Below are 16,971 nucleotides of genomic sequence, written 5' to 3'. Positions count from 1 at the left end.
GCGCAGAGGTTCAGCCCTTTTGCGAAGACAAGGGCGCTCAGGCGCGGGGCAGTTCCGATTTGCGTGTTTCTTTGGGAGCACTTCTTACTTCCTCATTCTCATGATTTTCTTTTTCGGCACTGGCACCTCCATCATCAGCAGCTTCGAGCTAGCAGGCGTTTCGTGCGTCAACTGCGGCACGCGCAACTCCGTGTTCATCACCGTTTACTCGCGCTACCTGCACTTGTTCTGGATTCCGGTGTTGCCGATGGGCAAAAATAGCGTGAGCAAATGCGGCCATTGCCAGCAAGTATTTGAAGCCAAGCAGATGCCACCCACCTACCGCGAGCCAGCGCTAGAGGCACAGCAGCAGGCCCGCATCCCGGTCACAAATTACCTGGCGCTGGCCGTAGTTGGGGTGCTTTTTGTGGGCTTGATGGCGGTAGGCGCCCTAGGTGGCAAAAAGCACCCCACCGCCAAGCAACTGACCAATGTAGTGGGAGCGGCCCCGACCGCCTCGGCTATGGAAGAAGCCTTAGTAGCCGCCGACCCTGCCGCCAATGAGCCGCTGCTGGCAGCGCCAAGAGTGGCCGACATCTACGCCATGCGCAACCCAGACAAACACTACAACCTGATGCGCGTGGCTCGCATCGCGCCTGACACGCTCTATCTGCAAACCAGCACCTACCGGCCCACTAGCCTAGAGGCTGTTAGCGCGCACCAAGACTCGATGATGAGCCAGCTTAATAACTTCTTGGTACCCATGCCCCGCGCCAATGTAGCGGCAATGAACAAGACCAAGCTCTTGACAGTAGTGCGCAAGTAATTAGCCATTTGCACTCATAAAGTCAAAAGAGCATGCAGGGCTAAGCCCTGCATGCTCTTTTTTATTCAATAGCCGCCCTTAGTCTCCAAAGGTGACCATAGCTAATACCTTATATCGCTGGGTCGGCAGGGGTAGAAGAATTATTCTCGCGCTCGGTGCGAGGGTAAGGATAGAAGGTGCGGTTGCGCTCGGCGCCCGTAGTGCCGGGGCCGGGCCGGCTAAAGCGGCGGCTGTTGGCCAAGCGGAAGCCCTGGAAAGCCAGCTCGATATTGCGGTTGCGCAGGATTTCGAGCAGCACGGCATCCTGGGTGAGCGCGCCGCTGTAGGCGGGTAGGGCCGCACCTAGGCCGTAAATATCCTGGGCGGGCGTTTTGGTGAGCACGCGGTTGAGGAAGCTAACGGCATTGGTCAGGTCGTTTTTGCGGGCGTAGGCTTCGGCCTGAATCAGCAACATTTCGCCCGGCAAATACACCGGAATGGGCGCATTGTTCGCCGTATAGAAAGCCAGGCCACGGTTTTGGGTTGGCGCAGGGTTGGCGCGCACTAGGAAGGCTAGCCGCTGGTCGCCGGCTGTCGGGGCGAGCGCACCGGTGAGCCCTAGGTTGGCATCGGTGGGCTCAAACACGTTGCGGTTGCCGAAGGCCACTTCGAAAATCGGGTTGCGGGTGTTGTCATCGAAGTTGAACACCGATTTCTTCGTCAAATCGACCTTAGCAGCCGCCGTAAGGGCCTTATCGTAGTTGCCAGCCTCCAGGCTGTAGCGCGCAATGAGCGCCTGCAAGGTGTTGGCCAGGTCGAGGCCGGGCACGATTTTGCTAGTGAAATCGGCCGAAACGGGCGTAGTAGTAAGCTGCGCAGCGGCCGCTTCGAGCTGCGTCACGGCGGAAGTTAACAGCTGGGCGCGGGGCACAAAGGGCGCGTTGTCGCCCGTCATGAGGGGCGCTTGCTCAAAAAACTCGGCCAGCGTACCTAGGGCCAGGGCCCGGAAGATGCTGGCGTAGGCCACGATGCCGCTGCGAGTGCCGGCGTCGGGCGCATTGCCAGCGTTAGCCAGAACCAGGTCGGCGTTGGAACGCACCAGTTGGCACTGGGTCCAGACGTTGCGCACCACGCCGTTGCTATTGTTCACGTTGCCAGCCCCTAGGCTCACGTTGTATTCCTCGATGTTGCCCACGTTAAGTACGTTCAGCTCGCGGGTGCTGAGGCCACCTAGGGCGGCGGCGTTGTAGAGCACGCTCAACAGACCGCCCGTGCTGTAGCGGTACTGCAAGCCATTGCAGAGCGTGATGAGGCCATCGGACGAGGTGACAACCTGCGTCTGGTTGGCCGAGCTGGGATTGGTGTATTCCTTATTGCAGGCGCCGAGCGAGAGCAGGGCAGCCAGAAAAAATAGCTTTTTCATAATGATTATCTGCTATATGCGCTAAAACGTAGCCGAAAGCTTGAGTTGGTAAGTGCGCGGAATCGGCACGTTGCCAAAGTCGATGGCACGCAGCAAATCGGACGAGCCGCCAGCGCTGGTTTCGGGGTCGAAGCCGTTGTAGTTATCCCACGAATAGAGGTTGCGGCCCACCAGGGCAATGCTTAACCCGCTGATATACTTGCTGAATGTGGGCAGCGCGTAGTTCAGGGCCACCTCGCGCAGCTTCACGTAGGAGCCGTCATCGACGCGAAACTGCTGGGTGTTGTAGATGGCGAAGATGTAGCCGCGGGGCAGGTCGCCGCGCAGTTCTTGCTCGGCCAGGTCGCCGAGGCCCACACCCTGCCGGGTGCGCTTGTCAGCGTTGAACACGCTCACGCCGCGCACGGCATCGAGCAGCAGGTGCAACGACAATTTTTTGTAGGCAAAATTGGTGTTGAACGAGCCCGTCCAGTTGGGGTTAGGATTGCCGATGACGGCGTTGGCCACGGCGGTACCGGCGGCGTAGCTGGGCTGGCCGTTGGCCTCGCGGGCCGGCGTGAAGGTGGTCGAGCCCACGGCCTGGCCGCTGGTGCGCTCATCTTGCGGGAAGCCTTGGGGCGTGAGCAGCAGCGAGCCATCGGGGTTGCGGGCGTAGGTCGAGCCGTAGAACACACCCGCCGGCTGGCCGTTGAGCAGGTATACCGGCGCGCCAGCCGCGTTGTCAATCGAGATAGCCTGCGTGGCGCCGTTCGAGCCTGGCAGGTCGAGCACCTTGTTACGGTTGCGGTTGTAAATGAGGGTCAGGTCCCAGGTAAAATCGGTGATTTTCACGGGCGTGGCGCTCAGCACCACTTCGAGGCCACGGTTTTCCATCGAGCCCACGTTGGCAGGTACAGTAGCTCCACCCGTCGAAGAAGCTAAGTTGCGTACTACAAGCAGGTCAGTGATTTTTTGATGATAGACTGTGACACCTAGACCTAGCCGGTCGCTGAAAAAGCCTAGGTCAGCGCCTCCCTCCCATTCATTATTTCGTTCAGGCCGGAGACCTAGATTACCTAGTCGGGTACTCGGTACAATGGTATTTCGTCCCAAGAAACCCACTGGCTGAAACTGGTAAAACCGAGAGTATGGGTCATTGCCAGCTAGATTACCAGCTTCGCCATAGCTAGTGCGAAGTTTGAATGTACTGAATGCCTTAGATATACTGGCGTTCTTCCAAATGCCAAGGTCAGAGACTACCAGCGAAGCACTGACCTTAGGATAATACTGGTTGGTTTGCGATTCAGCAAAAACGGTAGAGCGGTCGCGACGAATTGCGCCGGTCAGGAAAACCAGATTTTGGTAGCCAACAGTAGCCTGAGCATATATTCCAGTTAGGTCTAATTGGTTGACATTGTAGCCAGAGGTTACTGTCGTACTGGATGCTCCATTTACAGTAGTGATAAAAGGCGCCAAGTTCTGACCCTGCGTAGTTGTAAGCTCTTGCCGACTATATTGATAACTATACCCAGCCAACAAACTGATTTTCAATTTTTCAGTCAGGTAACGCTCATAGCCCACGTTCAAGTCGGAGTTCAGCTGAATAGACACATTGTTGGCGTTTGAAGCGTAGCCCAAGGGGTAGCGCGCGGCCGGCAGACCTGCCGTGGCTTGATAGGGATAGGGACGGATATAACCTTGTCCTACTTGCGAGAAAGCATCCACGCCCAGCACATAGTCCACGCTCAGGCCCTTCACGGGCGTCAGGTTTACCTGCACGTCGCTCACGGTGCGGTTCACGCCCTGCGTGAATTTCATGTCCTCGATGGTCGAGAGCGGGTTGACGCGGGTGGGCTCCACGGCCAGCAGGTTGCCGGCCGCGTCGCGCTGCGTGATGTCGTAGATGTTGTTGGTGATGTTAATGGAGTTAATCGGGCTGTAGAAGACGTTGCCGTTGGCCTTCTCATTCGAAAAGCTATTGATGTAGCTGATGCCCGCCGACACCTTGGCCCAGTCGGTGAGGCGCTGGTCGATGCGCGCCCGCAGGTTGTAGCGCGTGAAGTCGGTGCCTTTGATAATGCCCTGGTTTTTGAGGTACCCTAGGGAGAAATAGTACTGCGTGCGCTCCGAGCCGCCGGCCACCGACACGGCATCATCGGTGCCGTAGCCTGTGCGGAAAATCTGGTCGAAGTAGTTGTAGCGCGTCACGTCTACTTGGTTGGTAGCGAGCTGGGTCGTGACGTTGGCGCGAGTGATACCCGTGGTCGTCACGCCGGGGTTGGCGGCCACCGCTGGCACCCCGATGGTGTAGAGCCGCAGCCCCGCGTAGCCAAACTGCCGACCGTAGGTGTTCACCGGCACCATGTGGCGCAGCTCGTTTAGCTGAAAGCTGCCCGAAAAAGACACCCTAGGTGCCCCCGCCTGCCCGCGCTTGGTCGTGATGAGCACCACGCCATTGGAAGCCCGCGAGCCGTACTGCGCTGCGGCCGCCGCGCCATTGATGACGTTGATGCTGGCGATGTCATTCGGGTTGAGGTCAGCCAGGCGGTTCTGCCCGGCATTGGCCTGCCCGATGTCATTGGTGAGGGCCAGCTGCGACACGTTGGTGCTGGCATTGCTGACAATGACGCCGTCGATAACGTAGAGTGGGTCGGAAGAGCCCGATAGCGAGTGCACCCCGCGCAGGCGCACCGAAATAGAGCCCGCCGGGTCGCCCGAGTTCTGTGTGATTTGGGCACCGGGCACCTTGCCCTGCAAAGAGTTGAGCACGCCGCCCGAGCCACTTTGCGTCAAGTCATTGCCATTAATGGTGCTGATGGCGTTGCCCAGCTCGCGGCGGCTGGTGGTCACGGTCGAGCCCACTACCACTACCTCGTCGAGGTCCTGGCGGCTTTCGGCCAGGGTTACGTCGGTGGTCACCGTTTCGGCACTACCTAGGGTAATGGGCCGCGCCTCCGTCTTATAGCCCACCAGCGACACCGTGAGGGTGTAGGCACCGGCCGGCCGGGTACCTGTAATGGAGTACGCGCCATCGCCACCCGAAGCGGCGCCTAGGCCAGTACCTTTCAGCAACACCGTGGCGCCGGGCAGGCCTTGCCCCGTGGCATCCGTGACGCGGCCTTGCAGCGTAAAGCGCTGCCCCGCAGCAGACTGCGCCCAGGCAGCCGTATGTAACAATACCAAGCAAAGCAGAAGGAACACCCCCTGCGGCCAGCATCGGCCAGAAGAGTATAGTTTGGGCATAGAAGAGAAGGAAAAAGAGGAAAATATTCTACCGCGTCAATGATAAGAAATATTTTCATTTTTCCTTAATTCGCTGCTTTTCATAGCCCCTTTAGCCTACGCCAGATGCCTCGTATACTCTACAAGTCCTTGCATGAACCTACATATATCCAACAAACAAAACCACGTCTGTCCACGTCTGTCATACTGAGCTTGCGAAGCATCTTCTCACGCTAGGATTAGTTATTTCAACGTGAAAAGATGCTTCGCAAGCTCAGCATGACAGACGTGAGGGGACGGTACATGTACTAGGCTACTGAAGCAGCGCCTCGGTCTGACAAGCCCTAGCTACCTCACCCATGTGCTCAAAACGGCACCACCACCTTCACGCCCACGTTGCGACCGGGGTTAAAAATGCCGAGCCGGCCGCTGGGAGAGGCCGCGTAGTACTCGAAATACTTGAGTCGGCTCAAGTGCGACTGGTAGGCCGTATCAAATAGATTATCAACCTGCGCAAATAGCCGTAGCGCCTCGCGCCCGGCCTTGGTGCGCCAGGTAGTACCTAGGCCCACGCCCAGCAGCACGTAGCCGGCGGTGGCGGTTTCGGCGCCATCTACGGCATAGTAGCGGTTTTGGCGGGCGGTGCCGTCCAGGGTCAGGCGCAGGTAGCTGGCCGCGAGGCGGGCACCAGGCCGGGTAGGCGCGGTGAGGCGCAGTTCGGTGCGGGCCTGGGCAGGCGGCATCAGGGGCAGGTAGCGGGCGGCATCGCCTACCCGCTCGCGCAGCGCGGGGTTGTCATTGAGGCCCACTACTAGGGCGGCACCCGTACGCCAGCTCAGCCAGGGCAGGGCAGTGGGGTGTAGGTTGAAGCTAATTTCGCCGCCATAAAGGCGAGCGGCCGCCTGCTGATACTGGTAGGTTGCGTTGCCAGGTACCACTTCCACGGGCTGGCCCTGGGCATCAAAAAGACGCGCCTGGTAGATGAAGTTATCCACGTAGTTGTGGAAAACTTCGGCGCTGGCTTCCCAATTTTTCGACTGCCACAGCACGCCCAGGTCCTCCTGCAACGAGAACTCGGGCTGAAATCCACGGTTGCCCAGGTACACGATGTGCGCACCGGGGTCGAGGCCGTTGGAACCAATTTCGGGGATGTTGGGCGCCCGGTAGCCCCGCGCTATGTTAGCGCGCAGCACTAAGTGGCTCCCTAGGGCGTAGCTACCACCCAGGCTGGCCGAAAGTCCCCGGTACGAATTGCGAAACGTTGGAAACTGCAGGGCCGCGCCGGGCGTGGTTGCGCTGCCGGCACCCTCAAAACCCGTTCCTAGGTTGGGTGCCACATAAAAATCATCCCAACGCACGCTGCGAGTATCGTAGCGCAGGCCACCGGTCAGCTCCAGCTTACCCAGGGTCTTTTTGGCTACGCCGAAGCCGCCGATATCGAACAAGCGGTAGGCCGGAATGGGAAAGTCGGTGGCTTGCAAGTGGGTGTTTACCTGACTCATGCCATTAGCACCCACGGTTAGCTCCAGGCCGCGCCAGGTGGGCAGCAAGTAGCGCGCCTCGTAGCTGGTGGTGGTCAGGCGTAGGTCGAGGCCCGGCTGGTCGGGCGCAGTGGGGTGGTTGAACTCTTGGCGGTGGTTTTGCTGCACGCCCAGCAGCAGGCGCAGCTCGCCGGCGCCCAGCTTCACCTCGCCGCTGGCAAAGGCGCGGTAGTGCCGAATGTGCTGGCGCAAGTCGCCGATGCGGTAGCTACGCAGCTCGTCGCCGCTCACTACGGGGCGGTTACGGATGTCGTCGGCGTCCGACTCGAACACCTGTCGGGTGAAGGCGCGGCTCAGCGAGTCGCGGCTGCCATCGGGTATTTCCTGGTGGTTGTCATAGGTGGTTAGCCAGAGGTGGGCGCCGCCCCAGCGCTTTTGCACACCCACCATGCCAGTTAGCGTTAGCTCGCGAAAGCCGGTGTTGTACACGCGCCCATCCACGGCATTGCGGTAGTCGCGGGCCAGGCGTTGGCTAGCGCGGAAGCTCGTCTGGAAACCGTTTTTCTGATAATTCAGACCTAAGGACGCGCCCAACAGGCCATTCACCGACTGGTATTCTGTGAGGGCCTCGCCGTGCAGCTCGCCGGCCGGGCCACTAGGTAGCGCGGGCAGCAGGTTTACCACGCCGGCCACGGCGTCGGAGCCATAGAGCAGGCTGGCCGGGCCCTTCACTACCTCTATCCTATCCACGCCGTAGGCATCGACCTCGATGCCATGCTCGTCGCCCCACTGCTGGCCTTCCTGGCGCAGACCATTGAAGAGGGTCAGCACCCGGTTGTACCCGAGGCCCCGGATAAAAGGCTTACTCACATTGGGTCCGGTCGTGACGGCGCTTAGCCCCGGTACGCCCCGCACGGCCGCATCAATGACGTTGGTACTGGCATTCAGGCGAATCTCCTTCTGGCTCAGCGCCGCAATGGGTACCGGCGAGCGCCGAATTTCGGTGGCCCGCCCTACGCCCGTCACCACTACTTCGCTCAAGGCTTTTTCGCTGGCGGCCAGCCGCACCAAGAGCGGCTGGGCAAGCGGTAGCGTCACGGCTGGACGAGCCGGAGTGTAGCCCACGGCGCTGATTTCGAGCTGCTGCGGCCCGGCCGGCAGGTCTGGCAGCGTAAAGTCGCCCGCCGCATCGGCGGTAGTGCCCTGGTGCAAGGCTGGCACGGCCACGCTGGCGAAAGGCACAGGCTGCCCGGCGGCGTCTTGTACGTGACCGCGCAGGCCTTGAGCCTGGGCCAAAAAGGGTGTAAGTAGCAGGCAGAGGAGAAGTTGCTTCATAACATACCCGGTAGTAAAAGCCCACACTTAGGGATAAGGCGCGGCCCTGAGCCAGCTTTTCAGCCGCTTGAAAAAGGAGGAATCGTCGTCGAAAACAGGGCTACTAAAAGCACCTCGTTGGCCGGGCGAGCAGGTGGGCGTACCCCCCCGTGCTACTCGTTGCCCGCCACCGTTTGCCAGAGCAAAAACACGTTGAGCGCGATGATGAGACTGGCTACTACCCAGGACACCACGCGCACCCAGGGGCGGTTTACAAACACGCCCATCTTGAGCTTGTCATTGGTGAAAAGTACCAGTGGCACCACTGCAAATGACAATTGCAGTGACAACACTACTTGGCTGAATACCAAGAGTTGGCCAGTACCTTTTTCGCCGTAGAGCACAGCCACTATCATCGCCGGCACCACAGCTACCAACCGCGTGATAAGGCGCCGCACCCAGGGCTTGAGGCGCAGGTTGAGGAAACCCTCCATCACAATCTGGCCAGCTAGGGTGCCGGTGAGCGTCGAGCTTTGGCCCGAGGCCAGTAGTGCGATAGCAAAAATGGCGCTGGCCGCCCCTGCCCCCAGCACTGGCGTGAGCAGCTTGTGCGCATCAGCAATGTCGGCCACGTCTTCGTAGCCCTTGCCATGGAAAGCCGCCGCGGCCGTGACCAGAATGGCGGCGTTGATAAAAAAGGCCAAGAACAAGGCCACTGTCGAGTCGATGGTAGCAAACTTGATAGCCGAGCGCTTGCCGGCCTCAGTGGGCACTATCTGGCGCACCTGCACGATGCTGCTGTGCAGGTATAGGTTATGGGGCATCACAGTGGCCCCTAGGATGCCGATGGCTACGTAGAGCATGCCCGGGTTGGTCACGACTTCGGGCTGCGGCACCAGGCCTTTGGCTAGGCCCAGCCAGTCGGGCTTCGAGGCGATGATTTCGTAGAGGAAACAGGCGAATATCAAGAAGATAAGACCTGCCACTAGGCTTTCAATGAGCTTGAAGCCTTTGTTTTGCATCAGTAGCACCAGCAGCACGTCGAGGGTGGTGATGGCGACGCCCCAAGGCAGGGGCAGCCCGAAGAGCAGGTTAAGCGCGATGGCCGAGCCGATAACTTCGGCCAGGTCGCAGGCCGCGATGGCCACCTCGCACAGCACCCAGAGACCGACGGCCACGGGCTTGGAGTAATTGTCACGGCAGGCCTGAGCCAGGTCGCGGCCAGTCACAATACCGAGTTTGGCTGCCAGGTGCTGCAAGAGCATCGCAAACAGATTTGAGATGAGCACCACGCTCAGCAGCGTGTAGCCAAAGCGGGCGCCGCCGGCCAGGTCGGTGGCCCAGTTGCCGGGGTCCATGTAGCCCACAGCTACCAGCAGGCCCGGCCCCCAGTAGGCCCGGAAGCGCTGCCAGAACGTAGCGCCCGCCCCCGGCACCGGAATACTGGCGTGTACTTCGCTAAGCGAGGTGCCCCGGCGGGCATGGCGCCAGCCCGGCTCGGGCCCGGGGGTAGCTGGGTTATCGACGGTGGAGGTAGAAGGTAACAACACGTAGTACTTAATGAATTAGAGCAAATGTAATGGAATTTTTAGATTAGCCTAAAAATTATTTTAAACTAACCTAAATACTATAAAAACGCGTAAAAGGTTTCTGCCTAGGTGCCCCCCGGGGCACCTGCACGGGGCCGCCGTGGTTGGGGCTTGTACGGCCGCACCGGCTGGCTCCGTTTCGTGCCGACCTTTGCGGGCCTTTTTCACAAATTTTTTCTTCATGGCTGCTTCGCCTGGCCTCAAGCGCCGCCTAGGCCTGCTTTCGCTCGTCGTCAGCATAGGGTTGGTGCTCACCAAGTTCTACGCCTATCGCCTCACCCACTCGCAAGTGGTGCTGACGGATGCGCTGGAGAGCATTATCAACGTGTTCACGAGCGGCTTTGCACTGTATAGCCTCTACCTCGCCGACCTGCCCAAGGACGAAAACCACCCCTATGGCCATGGCAAAATCGAGTACCTATCGGTGGGCTTCGAGGGCGCGCTGATTTTCATTGCGGGCGCTTTCATCTTGTACAGCGCCACGCTCAGCTTCATCCACCCGCACCCGGTGGCGCGGCCCGATTGGGGCGTGGCGCTGCTAGCAAGCACCTCGGTGGTCAACTTTGGCCTAGGGCTGTGGCTGGTGCGGGCCGGGCGCAAGGTGCAGTCAGTGGCCCTGGTGGGCGACGGGCAGCACCTGTACATCGACGCGCTCACGAGCTTGGTGTCGTCGGCTGCGCTGGTGCTAGTGCATTTCACGGGCGTGCTACGCTTCGATGCGGGTGCGGCGCTCGGCCTAGGGGCCTTCATCTTGTTTAATGGCTACCAAATGCTGCGTAGCGCCGTGGGCGGCCTCATGGACGAGAGCGACCTGGCCACCGTGGCCGAGGTCATCGCCGAATTGCAGCGCTTGCGTCGCCCCTGCTGGATAGATGTGCATAACCTGCGCGTGCAGCGCTACGGTGCCAACTTGCACATCGACTGCCACATGCAGATGCCCTACTACTTTTCGCTCGAAAAAGTGCACACCGAAATCCACGAGGTAGAGGAGCTGATTCGGGCGCGCTTCGCGGCGGTTGAAATCGAGATGTTTGTGCACGCCGACCCTTGCTCGTACGCGGCCTGCTCACTGTGCCATATGCCCGATTGCCCCGTGCGCCGCCACGCCTTCGAGCACGAAGTAGTGTGGGACATCCACAACGCCGTGAAAGACGAGCGCCACCACTTGACAATGAGCAATTAACAGTGAGCAATGAGCTGTCATTGCGAGCGCAGCGCGGCAATCTTTCTTTCTTCGTTGTGATGCTCTCCGAGCGTGAAGGAAAGATTGCCGCGCTGCGCTCGCAATGACAAACGCTAGCTATAGCTTACTTGGCCGGGCTAGTCCATTTGCTATCCTTCAGGCGAAAGCGCCAAGGGAGCGCCACGGCTTCGGCGCCTGCGTACTCCAGGCCCACGCGGGAGCTGGCGATTACTTGCTCATCCTGCACCATCTCGCCCGCGTCTTCAAACCAGATATGCGGTCCGGTCACTACCTCGCCGTTGAGGGCCGGCGTGAGACCTAGGGCTTGACTGAGCACACCGGGGCCGGCCGTAAGGTTGCGGGCCACAGCCGCCAGGCCGCGGCGGCGCAGCATCACGTCGATGCCTTCGAGCGGCTCGATGGCCCGAATGAGCACCGCGTCGGGGTGCTCGGCGTCGTGGGTGGTGATGTTGAAGAGTGTGTGCACCCGATACACGGTGTAGAGGTAGGCCGTGCCACCCGGCTGGTACAGGCCCCGCGCCTGCTTGGCCTTGCGCTGCAAGTGCAGCGTAATGCTGGGGTCACCTAGGTGGCGGTAGGCTTCGGTTTCGACGATACGGCCGCCGGTGAGCTCGCCATTGATACGCGTAAACACGTGCTTGCCCAGCAGCTCGCGGGCAATGGCGAGCACGTCGGGGCGCTGGAAAAAGGATGCGGGAAGTTTCAAAGGGAATAATGGCGTTACCGTTGCGAACGCAACGAAGGAAAGCGCGATAATCTTTCTTTAGTCGCTAGGACAGCAACTACAACAAGGCTGATTTGAAGGAAGAATTGCCGCGCTTACTTCGTTACGCGCGTGCTAGCAGACAGTTCACGCATCGTACATTTGTAGTGCTATGGTGACCAGACTCTTTTGCGGAGCGAGGTTGAAAAGGGAATCCGGTTCGAAGCCGGAGCTGTCCCCGCAACTGTACGCGCTACATCGGGGTGGGCACCCCATGCCACTGCTAGCGCTGGCTGCCACCTAGGCAGCCAGCGCCGCGGGAAGGCCGCCCACCCGGCAGCGCAAGCCAGGAGACCTGCCAGGGCACTTACCAGGTTCAGCGCTCGCGGCGGACGGGCGGAGAACGGAAACGCACGTCTTCGCCGGGCCTTAGGCTTGGTTAAGATGTCGCTTCCGGCCTCAGCTTCAGCGTAGCTGGCCATTTCAGCGGCCGGTTTGCGACGAGGTTTTGAACTGAATTTTCGCTTGAAAATTTAGTTCGTGTTAGTTTTTAATCCGTTGCTAGGTGCCTTTTCCCGCGCTCATCGCGGGCCGCTCGGCTGCGCCCTGGCTATAGGGCTGCTGGTCAGCCTGCCTAGTCACGGCCAAGCCCGAGCAGCCCGCCCCGATACGCTCGTGGGCCGGCGTCACCGGCTGCCCGAGGCGCAGGTGCGCGCCGTGCGGCCCGAGCGCTTTGCGGTGGGCAGCCAGCGGCTCGAAGTGGATTCGGCGGCGCTGGCGCAGTACCGCGGCGGCACGGCGGCTGATATGCTGGGCGCACGCCTGGGGCTGTACATCAAGAACTACGGGCCGGGGCAGCTGGCCACGCTGTCGCTGCGCGGCACCTCGGCGCAGCACACCGCCGTACTCTGGAACGGCCTTAATATCGCCTTGCCTACCCTAGGGCAAAATGACCTAGCGCTGCTGCCCATTAGCGGCAACACCCAGCTGTCGGTGCAGTTGGGGCCAGCCGCCGCGCTTTATGGCAGCGGGGCCGTAGGCGGCGCCCTGGTGCTGCGCACCGAGCCCGATTGGCGGCCCGGCCTGCGCGGCAGCGTGCAGGGCGACCTAGGCAGCTTTGGGCTGCGCGGCGGCAGCCTAGAGGCCCGCGCCACCACCGCGGCCGTGGCCGTGCGCGTGGCTGCCAGCTACCGCCAGGCCCAAAACGACTACCCCTACCTAGTGCGCGAGCCTAGCGGCTTGGTGCGCTACACCATGCGCAACGCCGCCCTGCGCCACCAGTGGAGCATTAGCCCCGACTTGGCCTGGCGCGTGGGCACGGCTGGCGAGCTCACGGCCTCGGTATGGCTGACCGACGCCGACCGCGAAATCCAGCAGGGTACGGGTGTGGCCGGCTCTAATGCCCGCGAAATCGACCAGAGCCGCCGTCTGGTGCTGGGCTACCGCCAAGTTACCCCGCGCGGTGGGCAGTGGCAGGTGCGCGGTGCGTGGTTTGAAGACATTATCAACTATTCCGACCAAGGCGCCATCAGTAACTCGCGAGTGCGCACCACCCAGAGCCAAGCCGAGTACACCGCGCCGCTGGGCCAGCGCGCCAGCCTGCGCCTGGGCGTCGAAGGCCAGCACTTCGCGGCTGTGGTCGATGGTTACGGCCCCGACGCCATCACCGAAAACCGCGCCGCGGCCTTCGGCCTGCTACGCTACGACCCGCGTCCCGGCCTGCGCCTCTCGGCCAATGTGCGGCAGGCGGCGCTGCCCGCCGGGCTGGCGCCCCTCACCCCCACCCTAGGTGCCGAGTGGGACCTATATCGGCCCCAGGCGCCTGACTCGCTGGCAGCCGCCGACCGGCCGGGTCTTACCCTTAGGGCCAGCGTGGCGCGCACTTACCGCGCCCCCACCCTCAATGAGCGCTACTGGCGGCCGGGCGGTAACCCCGATTTACTGGCCGAATCGGGCCACGGCTACGAGGCCGGGCTGCGCCACCGCCTAGCGCCGGGCGCCCGCTTGGTACTCGAAAGTGAGCTCACGGCCTTCTACCAATTGGTTGATAACTGGGTGCAGTGGCTGCCCTTGGGCGCGGGTGGCAGCTACTCGCCGCGCAACCTGCGCCAGGTGCGTAGCCAAGGCCTTGAGGGCAGCACTGCCCTACGCGGGCACCTAGGCCGCTACCGAGCGGCGGCGCGCCTGGCCTATAGCTACACCCAAACCCAGAAAACCCAAGGTGTGGCCGTCGATACCGACCCCGTGGGCGTGCAGCTGGCATTTGTGCCGCTGCACCGCGCTAATTTCACTACCGACCACGGGTGGCGGGGCTGGCTGGGCAGCGCTACCTACACCTTCATGAGCTACGTGTACACCGATGCCTCGGCCAGCAGCTTTTTGCCGGCCGTTGGGCTGCTAAGTGCCACGCTGGGCCGCACCGTGGCGCTGCCGGGCCGCACCAGTCTCACGCTGCTGCTCCAGAGCACCAACCTGCTCAACCGCCGCTACGACAGCTACCCGGCCCGGCCGGCGCCACCCAGGGCCTACACCGTTAGCCTACGCTTCGCTTACCACTGATTTTCAACTTTATCTATTTTACCCGCCGCTTCATCGGCTACGTTTTCTTTATGACTAAGTATTTAGCTACCCTCTTAGTGGGGGCTGCCGCGCTGGCAAGCTGCAACAACCCTGACAACGAATTTGGCCCCCTGGTGCCGAGCGCCCCTGGCGTGTATATCCTCAGCGAAGGGCAATTTGGCCAAGGCAGCGGCACGGTGAGCGCCTACGGCGTGGCCAGCAAAACCACGCTTATCGACGCCTTTGGCAGCGTGAATAAAAGCGCCAGCCTCGGCGACGTGGTGCAGGACATGGGCGTGGTAAACAACCGCGGTTATATCTGCGTCAACGCTTCTAATAAAGTAGAGGTGGTGAGCGTGCCCGACTTTGGCTCGGTGGCCACTATTCGCAACATCCGGCAGCCGCGCTACTTTGCAGCTGCCTCGGCTACGCGGGGCTATGTCACGTCGTGGCGCGGGCCCTACACCAATTATGCCCCCGGCAAAGTGATGGTGCTCGACCTCACGAACAACACCGTTATCGACAGCATCACGGTGGGTCGCTGCCCCGAGCAGCTAACGGTGCTTAACGGCAACATCTACGTGCCTAACAGCTACGATAATACCGTGTCGGTAATCGACGCGAGCACTAACAAGGTGACCTCGACCGTGACGGTAACGGCTGGCCCGCAAAATGTAGTGGCCGACCAGGCCAACAACCTGTGGGTGCTGTGCTCGCAGCCCTACGGCACTACCAGCACGCCGCCTGCCGCGCTGGTGCGCTTTGCGCCCGGCAGCACTACCGCCCAGCTCACGCTGCCCTTCGCCAGCAGTGGCCCGCGCCAGCTGCGCATCAGCCCCGATAAAAAGCAGCTCTACTACAGCTACAACGGCGCCGAGTACAAGATGGCTACGACTGATACGGCACTGCCCACCACCGTTTTCATGCGCCGCAACTTCAATGGCTTTGCCATCGACCCACGAGACAACTCTATCTACGGAGCCGTTTCGACGGGCTTTACCACTAATGGCTACTTCCTGCACTATCCCGCCGCCGGCGGCAAGGCCCTCGACTCGGTAACGGTGCGCGTGGGTCCCAATGGCTTTGCCTTCTATTAATAGCCAATCTGTTCTTTCTGAGTTAAAAAACAAACTTCCTCTTTACCAAAAAAGGCCTGCCTCACTTGCGTGGGGCAGGCCTTTTTTGGTAGCTAGCCTTAGAAAATAGCCCGGTTACTATAGAAAACTTATTTCAAGAACCAGTCTTCAGGCTACTTAGCTGCGATTAGTCGGCGAGGCCGTCGTGGTTGCGGTCTTTGGCACGGTCAGCGGCTTTGTAGAGTTCCTTGCCGGTGGGGCGGTTGGTAGTATCACGCGGTATGCCGGCGGCCAGCGAATCGCCATTGCTGGTACCTTCTTTGGGTGCGGTGGGGCCTTTTTTAGCCGAGCCTTTTTCGACGTTGGTGTCGCCGGCGTCACCGCCGCTGTTGCAGGCGCTCAGGGCGAGGGGGAGGGCGGCGGCCAGGGCCAGGAGGCGTAGGGTGCGGTTCATGGGGGAAAGAAGAAAGTAAGTGGCCGCCCGCGAGCGCGGCCTAGGTGAGCAGTATCGGCAGTAGTCCGGCGCGCCAGAACAGGCAGCCCCAGCGCTGTGGTTATGTGGCAGTACCGAAAAACGACGCGTCGGGTTTTGAGCGCCAGGCGGGGCTACTCGCCACACTTGCCGCCCATACGGTAAATTTGCGCCGATGGCTCGCTCTGCTTCTCTGTTTCTGCGCCTACGCCAGCGTGTGGCCGCCTACCGCTGGCGGCGCGTAGGCGTGCTGGCAGGCAGCAGCTTAGCGCTGAGTTTGGCGCTGGTGCTGTATCTTTTCGGCATCGGCGACCACTTCTTTGGCCGCCTTTTTTCCACGTTTTTCGTATGGTTCTGGCTGCTTGCCGTGACTTTTTTGGCAGTGGTGCCGTTTATCACCTGGGCTACCACGCACTGGTTTGGGCCTAGCTGGCAGGGCCAGGACGCGCTGCCGGTGCGGCGCCCGGCCCGCCCAGCCGCTCCCAAACCCACGGCTCGCCGCTCTTCAACTTCAACAACGTAATTCTACCCCGTGAAAACCAATCTGCTGCATATCAAAAACATGGTTTGCCCGCGCTGCGTCGAGGCGGTTCAGAATCTGCTGGTGAAGGCCGGCTACGAGCCCACCGCTGTAACCCTGGGCCAGGCGCGCCTCTCGCCGAGCACGCCCGTTGACCCCAAAGCCGTGGCCCCGCTGCTGCGCGAAGCCGGCTTCGATGTGCTGCTCGACCGCGCCGAGCAGCTTACCGAGCAGATTAAAACCGTGCTGCAAGAATACCTGGAGCACCTGCGCACGGCCCCGGCCCCACTCACCACGTCGGCCTTCCTTGCTGACCGCTTCGCCACGACCTACTCGCACCTGAGCAAAGTATTCTCGCGCACGGCCAACCTGACCATCGAGAAGTATCTCATTCGCATGAAGATAGAGCGCGTGAAGGAAATGCTGAGCTACGGCGAAATGACGCTGGTGCAGATAGCCGACCAGCTGCGCTACAGCTCGGGCCAGCACCTCAGCAACCAGTTCCGCCAGGTTACCGGCCGCTCCGTTAGCGAGTTTCGCCGCATGCTGCAGCCAGACCGCCTCTCGCTGGATGCCCTAGGGTAGTCCTCTGGTTGCTTACTAAAAAAGGCCCATGCTGCTCGCAGCATGGGCCTTTTTTAGTGC

Annotated in this window: 12 protein-coding genes and 1 riboswitch; of the genes, 6 read left to right on the top strand and 6 right to left on the bottom strand. The window is 61.0% G+C overall.

Annotation, left to right across the window (positions count from 1 at the left end; translation table 11 throughout):
• Positions 1–100: 100 nt before the first annotated feature.
• Positions 101–805: a zinc-ribbon domain-containing protein gene (locus JAO77_RS13250; protein WP_198990844.1), complete on the top strand. Its 705-nt coding sequence runs from the start codon at positions 101–103 to the stop codon at positions 803–805.
• Between the two features lie 109 nt (positions 806–914).
• On the opposite strand, the gene JAO77_RS13245 is transcribed toward JAO77_RS13250, so the two are convergent.
• The 4 genes from JAO77_RS13245 to JAO77_RS13230 form a co-directional block, all read right to left on the bottom strand.
• Positions 915–2,207: a RagB/SusD family nutrient uptake outer membrane protein gene (locus JAO77_RS13245; RefSeq protein ID WP_198990843.1), complete on the bottom strand. Its 1,293-nt coding sequence runs from the start codon at positions 2,205–2,207 to the stop codon at positions 915–917.
• Positions 2,208–2,228: 21 nt separating this feature from the next.
• Entirely contained in the window at positions 2,229–5,429 is a 3,201-nt protein-coding gene (locus tag JAO77_RS13240) for a SusC/RagA family TonB-linked outer membrane protein (RefSeq protein WP_198990842.1), read from the bottom strand.
• A gap of 344 nt (positions 5,430–5,773) precedes the next feature.
• Positions 5,774–8,224: a TonB-dependent receptor gene (locus tag JAO77_RS13235; RefSeq protein WP_198990841.1), complete on the bottom strand. Its 2,451-nt coding sequence runs from the start codon at positions 8,222–8,224 to the stop codon at positions 5,774–5,776.
• A gap of 152 nt (positions 8,225–8,376) precedes the next feature.
• A complete protein-coding gene (locus JAO77_RS13230) occupies positions 8,377–9,753 on the bottom strand; it encodes an Nramp family divalent metal transporter (protein WP_370550199.1) in 1,377 nt (458 codons plus the stop codon).
• A gap of 220 nt (positions 9,754–9,973) precedes the next feature.
• Here JAO77_RS13230 and JAO77_RS13225 point away from each other — a divergent pair, with 220 nt between their 5' ends.
• Positions 9,974–10,975 carry a cation diffusion facilitator family transporter gene (locus JAO77_RS13225; protein WP_198990840.1) on the top strand — a complete coding sequence of 334 codons (1,002 nt, stop codon included), beginning with the start codon at positions 9,974–9,976 and terminating at the stop codon, positions 10,973–10,975.
• A gap of 124 nt (positions 10,976–11,099) precedes the next feature.
• On the opposite strand, the gene JAO77_RS13220 is transcribed toward JAO77_RS13225, so the two are convergent.
• On the bottom strand, positions 11,100–11,702 hold the full coding sequence (locus tag JAO77_RS13220; protein WP_198990839.1) for a DNA-3-methyladenine glycosylase: 603 nt from the start codon (positions 11,700–11,702) through the stop codon (positions 11,100–11,102).
• A 153-nt stretch (positions 11,703–11,855) separates the two neighbouring features.
• Positions 11,856–12,076, top strand: a riboswitch (cobalamin riboswitch).
• Positions 12,077–12,239: 163 nt separating this feature from the next.
• Here JAO77_RS13220 and JAO77_RS13215 point away from each other — a divergent pair.
• Positions 12,240–14,258 carry a TonB-dependent receptor gene (locus tag JAO77_RS13215; protein WP_198990838.1) on the top strand — a complete coding sequence of 673 codons (2,019 nt, stop codon included), beginning with the start codon at positions 12,240–12,242 and terminating at the stop codon, positions 14,256–14,258.
• Positions 14,259–14,308: 50 nt separating this feature from the next.
• On the top strand, positions 14,309–15,355 hold the full coding sequence (locus tag JAO77_RS13210) for a YncE family protein (protein WP_198990837.1): 1,047 nt from the start codon (positions 14,309–14,311) through the stop codon (positions 15,353–15,355).
• A 166-nt stretch (positions 15,356–15,521) separates the two neighbouring features.
• Here JAO77_RS13210 and JAO77_RS13205 read toward each other — a convergent pair whose 3' ends face one another.
• Positions 15,522–15,788 (bottom strand): hypothetical protein, encoded by a 267-nt coding sequence (locus JAO77_RS13205; protein ID WP_198990836.1) that lies wholly within the window; start codon positions 15,786–15,788, stop codon positions 15,522–15,524.
• Positions 15,789–15,981: 193 nt separating this feature from the next.
• Here JAO77_RS13205 and JAO77_RS13200 point away from each other — a divergent pair, with 193 nt between their 5' ends.
• Positions 15,982–16,329 (top strand): hypothetical protein, encoded by a 348-nt coding sequence (locus JAO77_RS13200; RefSeq protein ID WP_198990835.1) that lies wholly within the window; start codon positions 15,982–15,984, stop codon positions 16,327–16,329.
• 9 nt (positions 16,330–16,338) lie between these two features.
• Complete coding sequence (locus JAO77_RS13195) at positions 16,339–16,911, top strand: helix-turn-helix domain-containing protein (protein WP_144846555.1); 573 nt, start codon at positions 16,339–16,341, stop codon at positions 16,909–16,911.
• Positions 16,912–16,971 lie beyond the last annotated feature (60 nt).

The sequence above is a fragment of the Hymenobacter sp. BT559 genome (assembly GCF_016427535.1).
Lineage (GTDB): Bacteria > Bacteroidota > Bacteroidia > Cytophagales > Hymenobacteraceae > Hymenobacter.
Note: the sequence above shows the minus strand (reverse complement) of the source record. Positions and strands in the feature narration are given on the sequence as shown.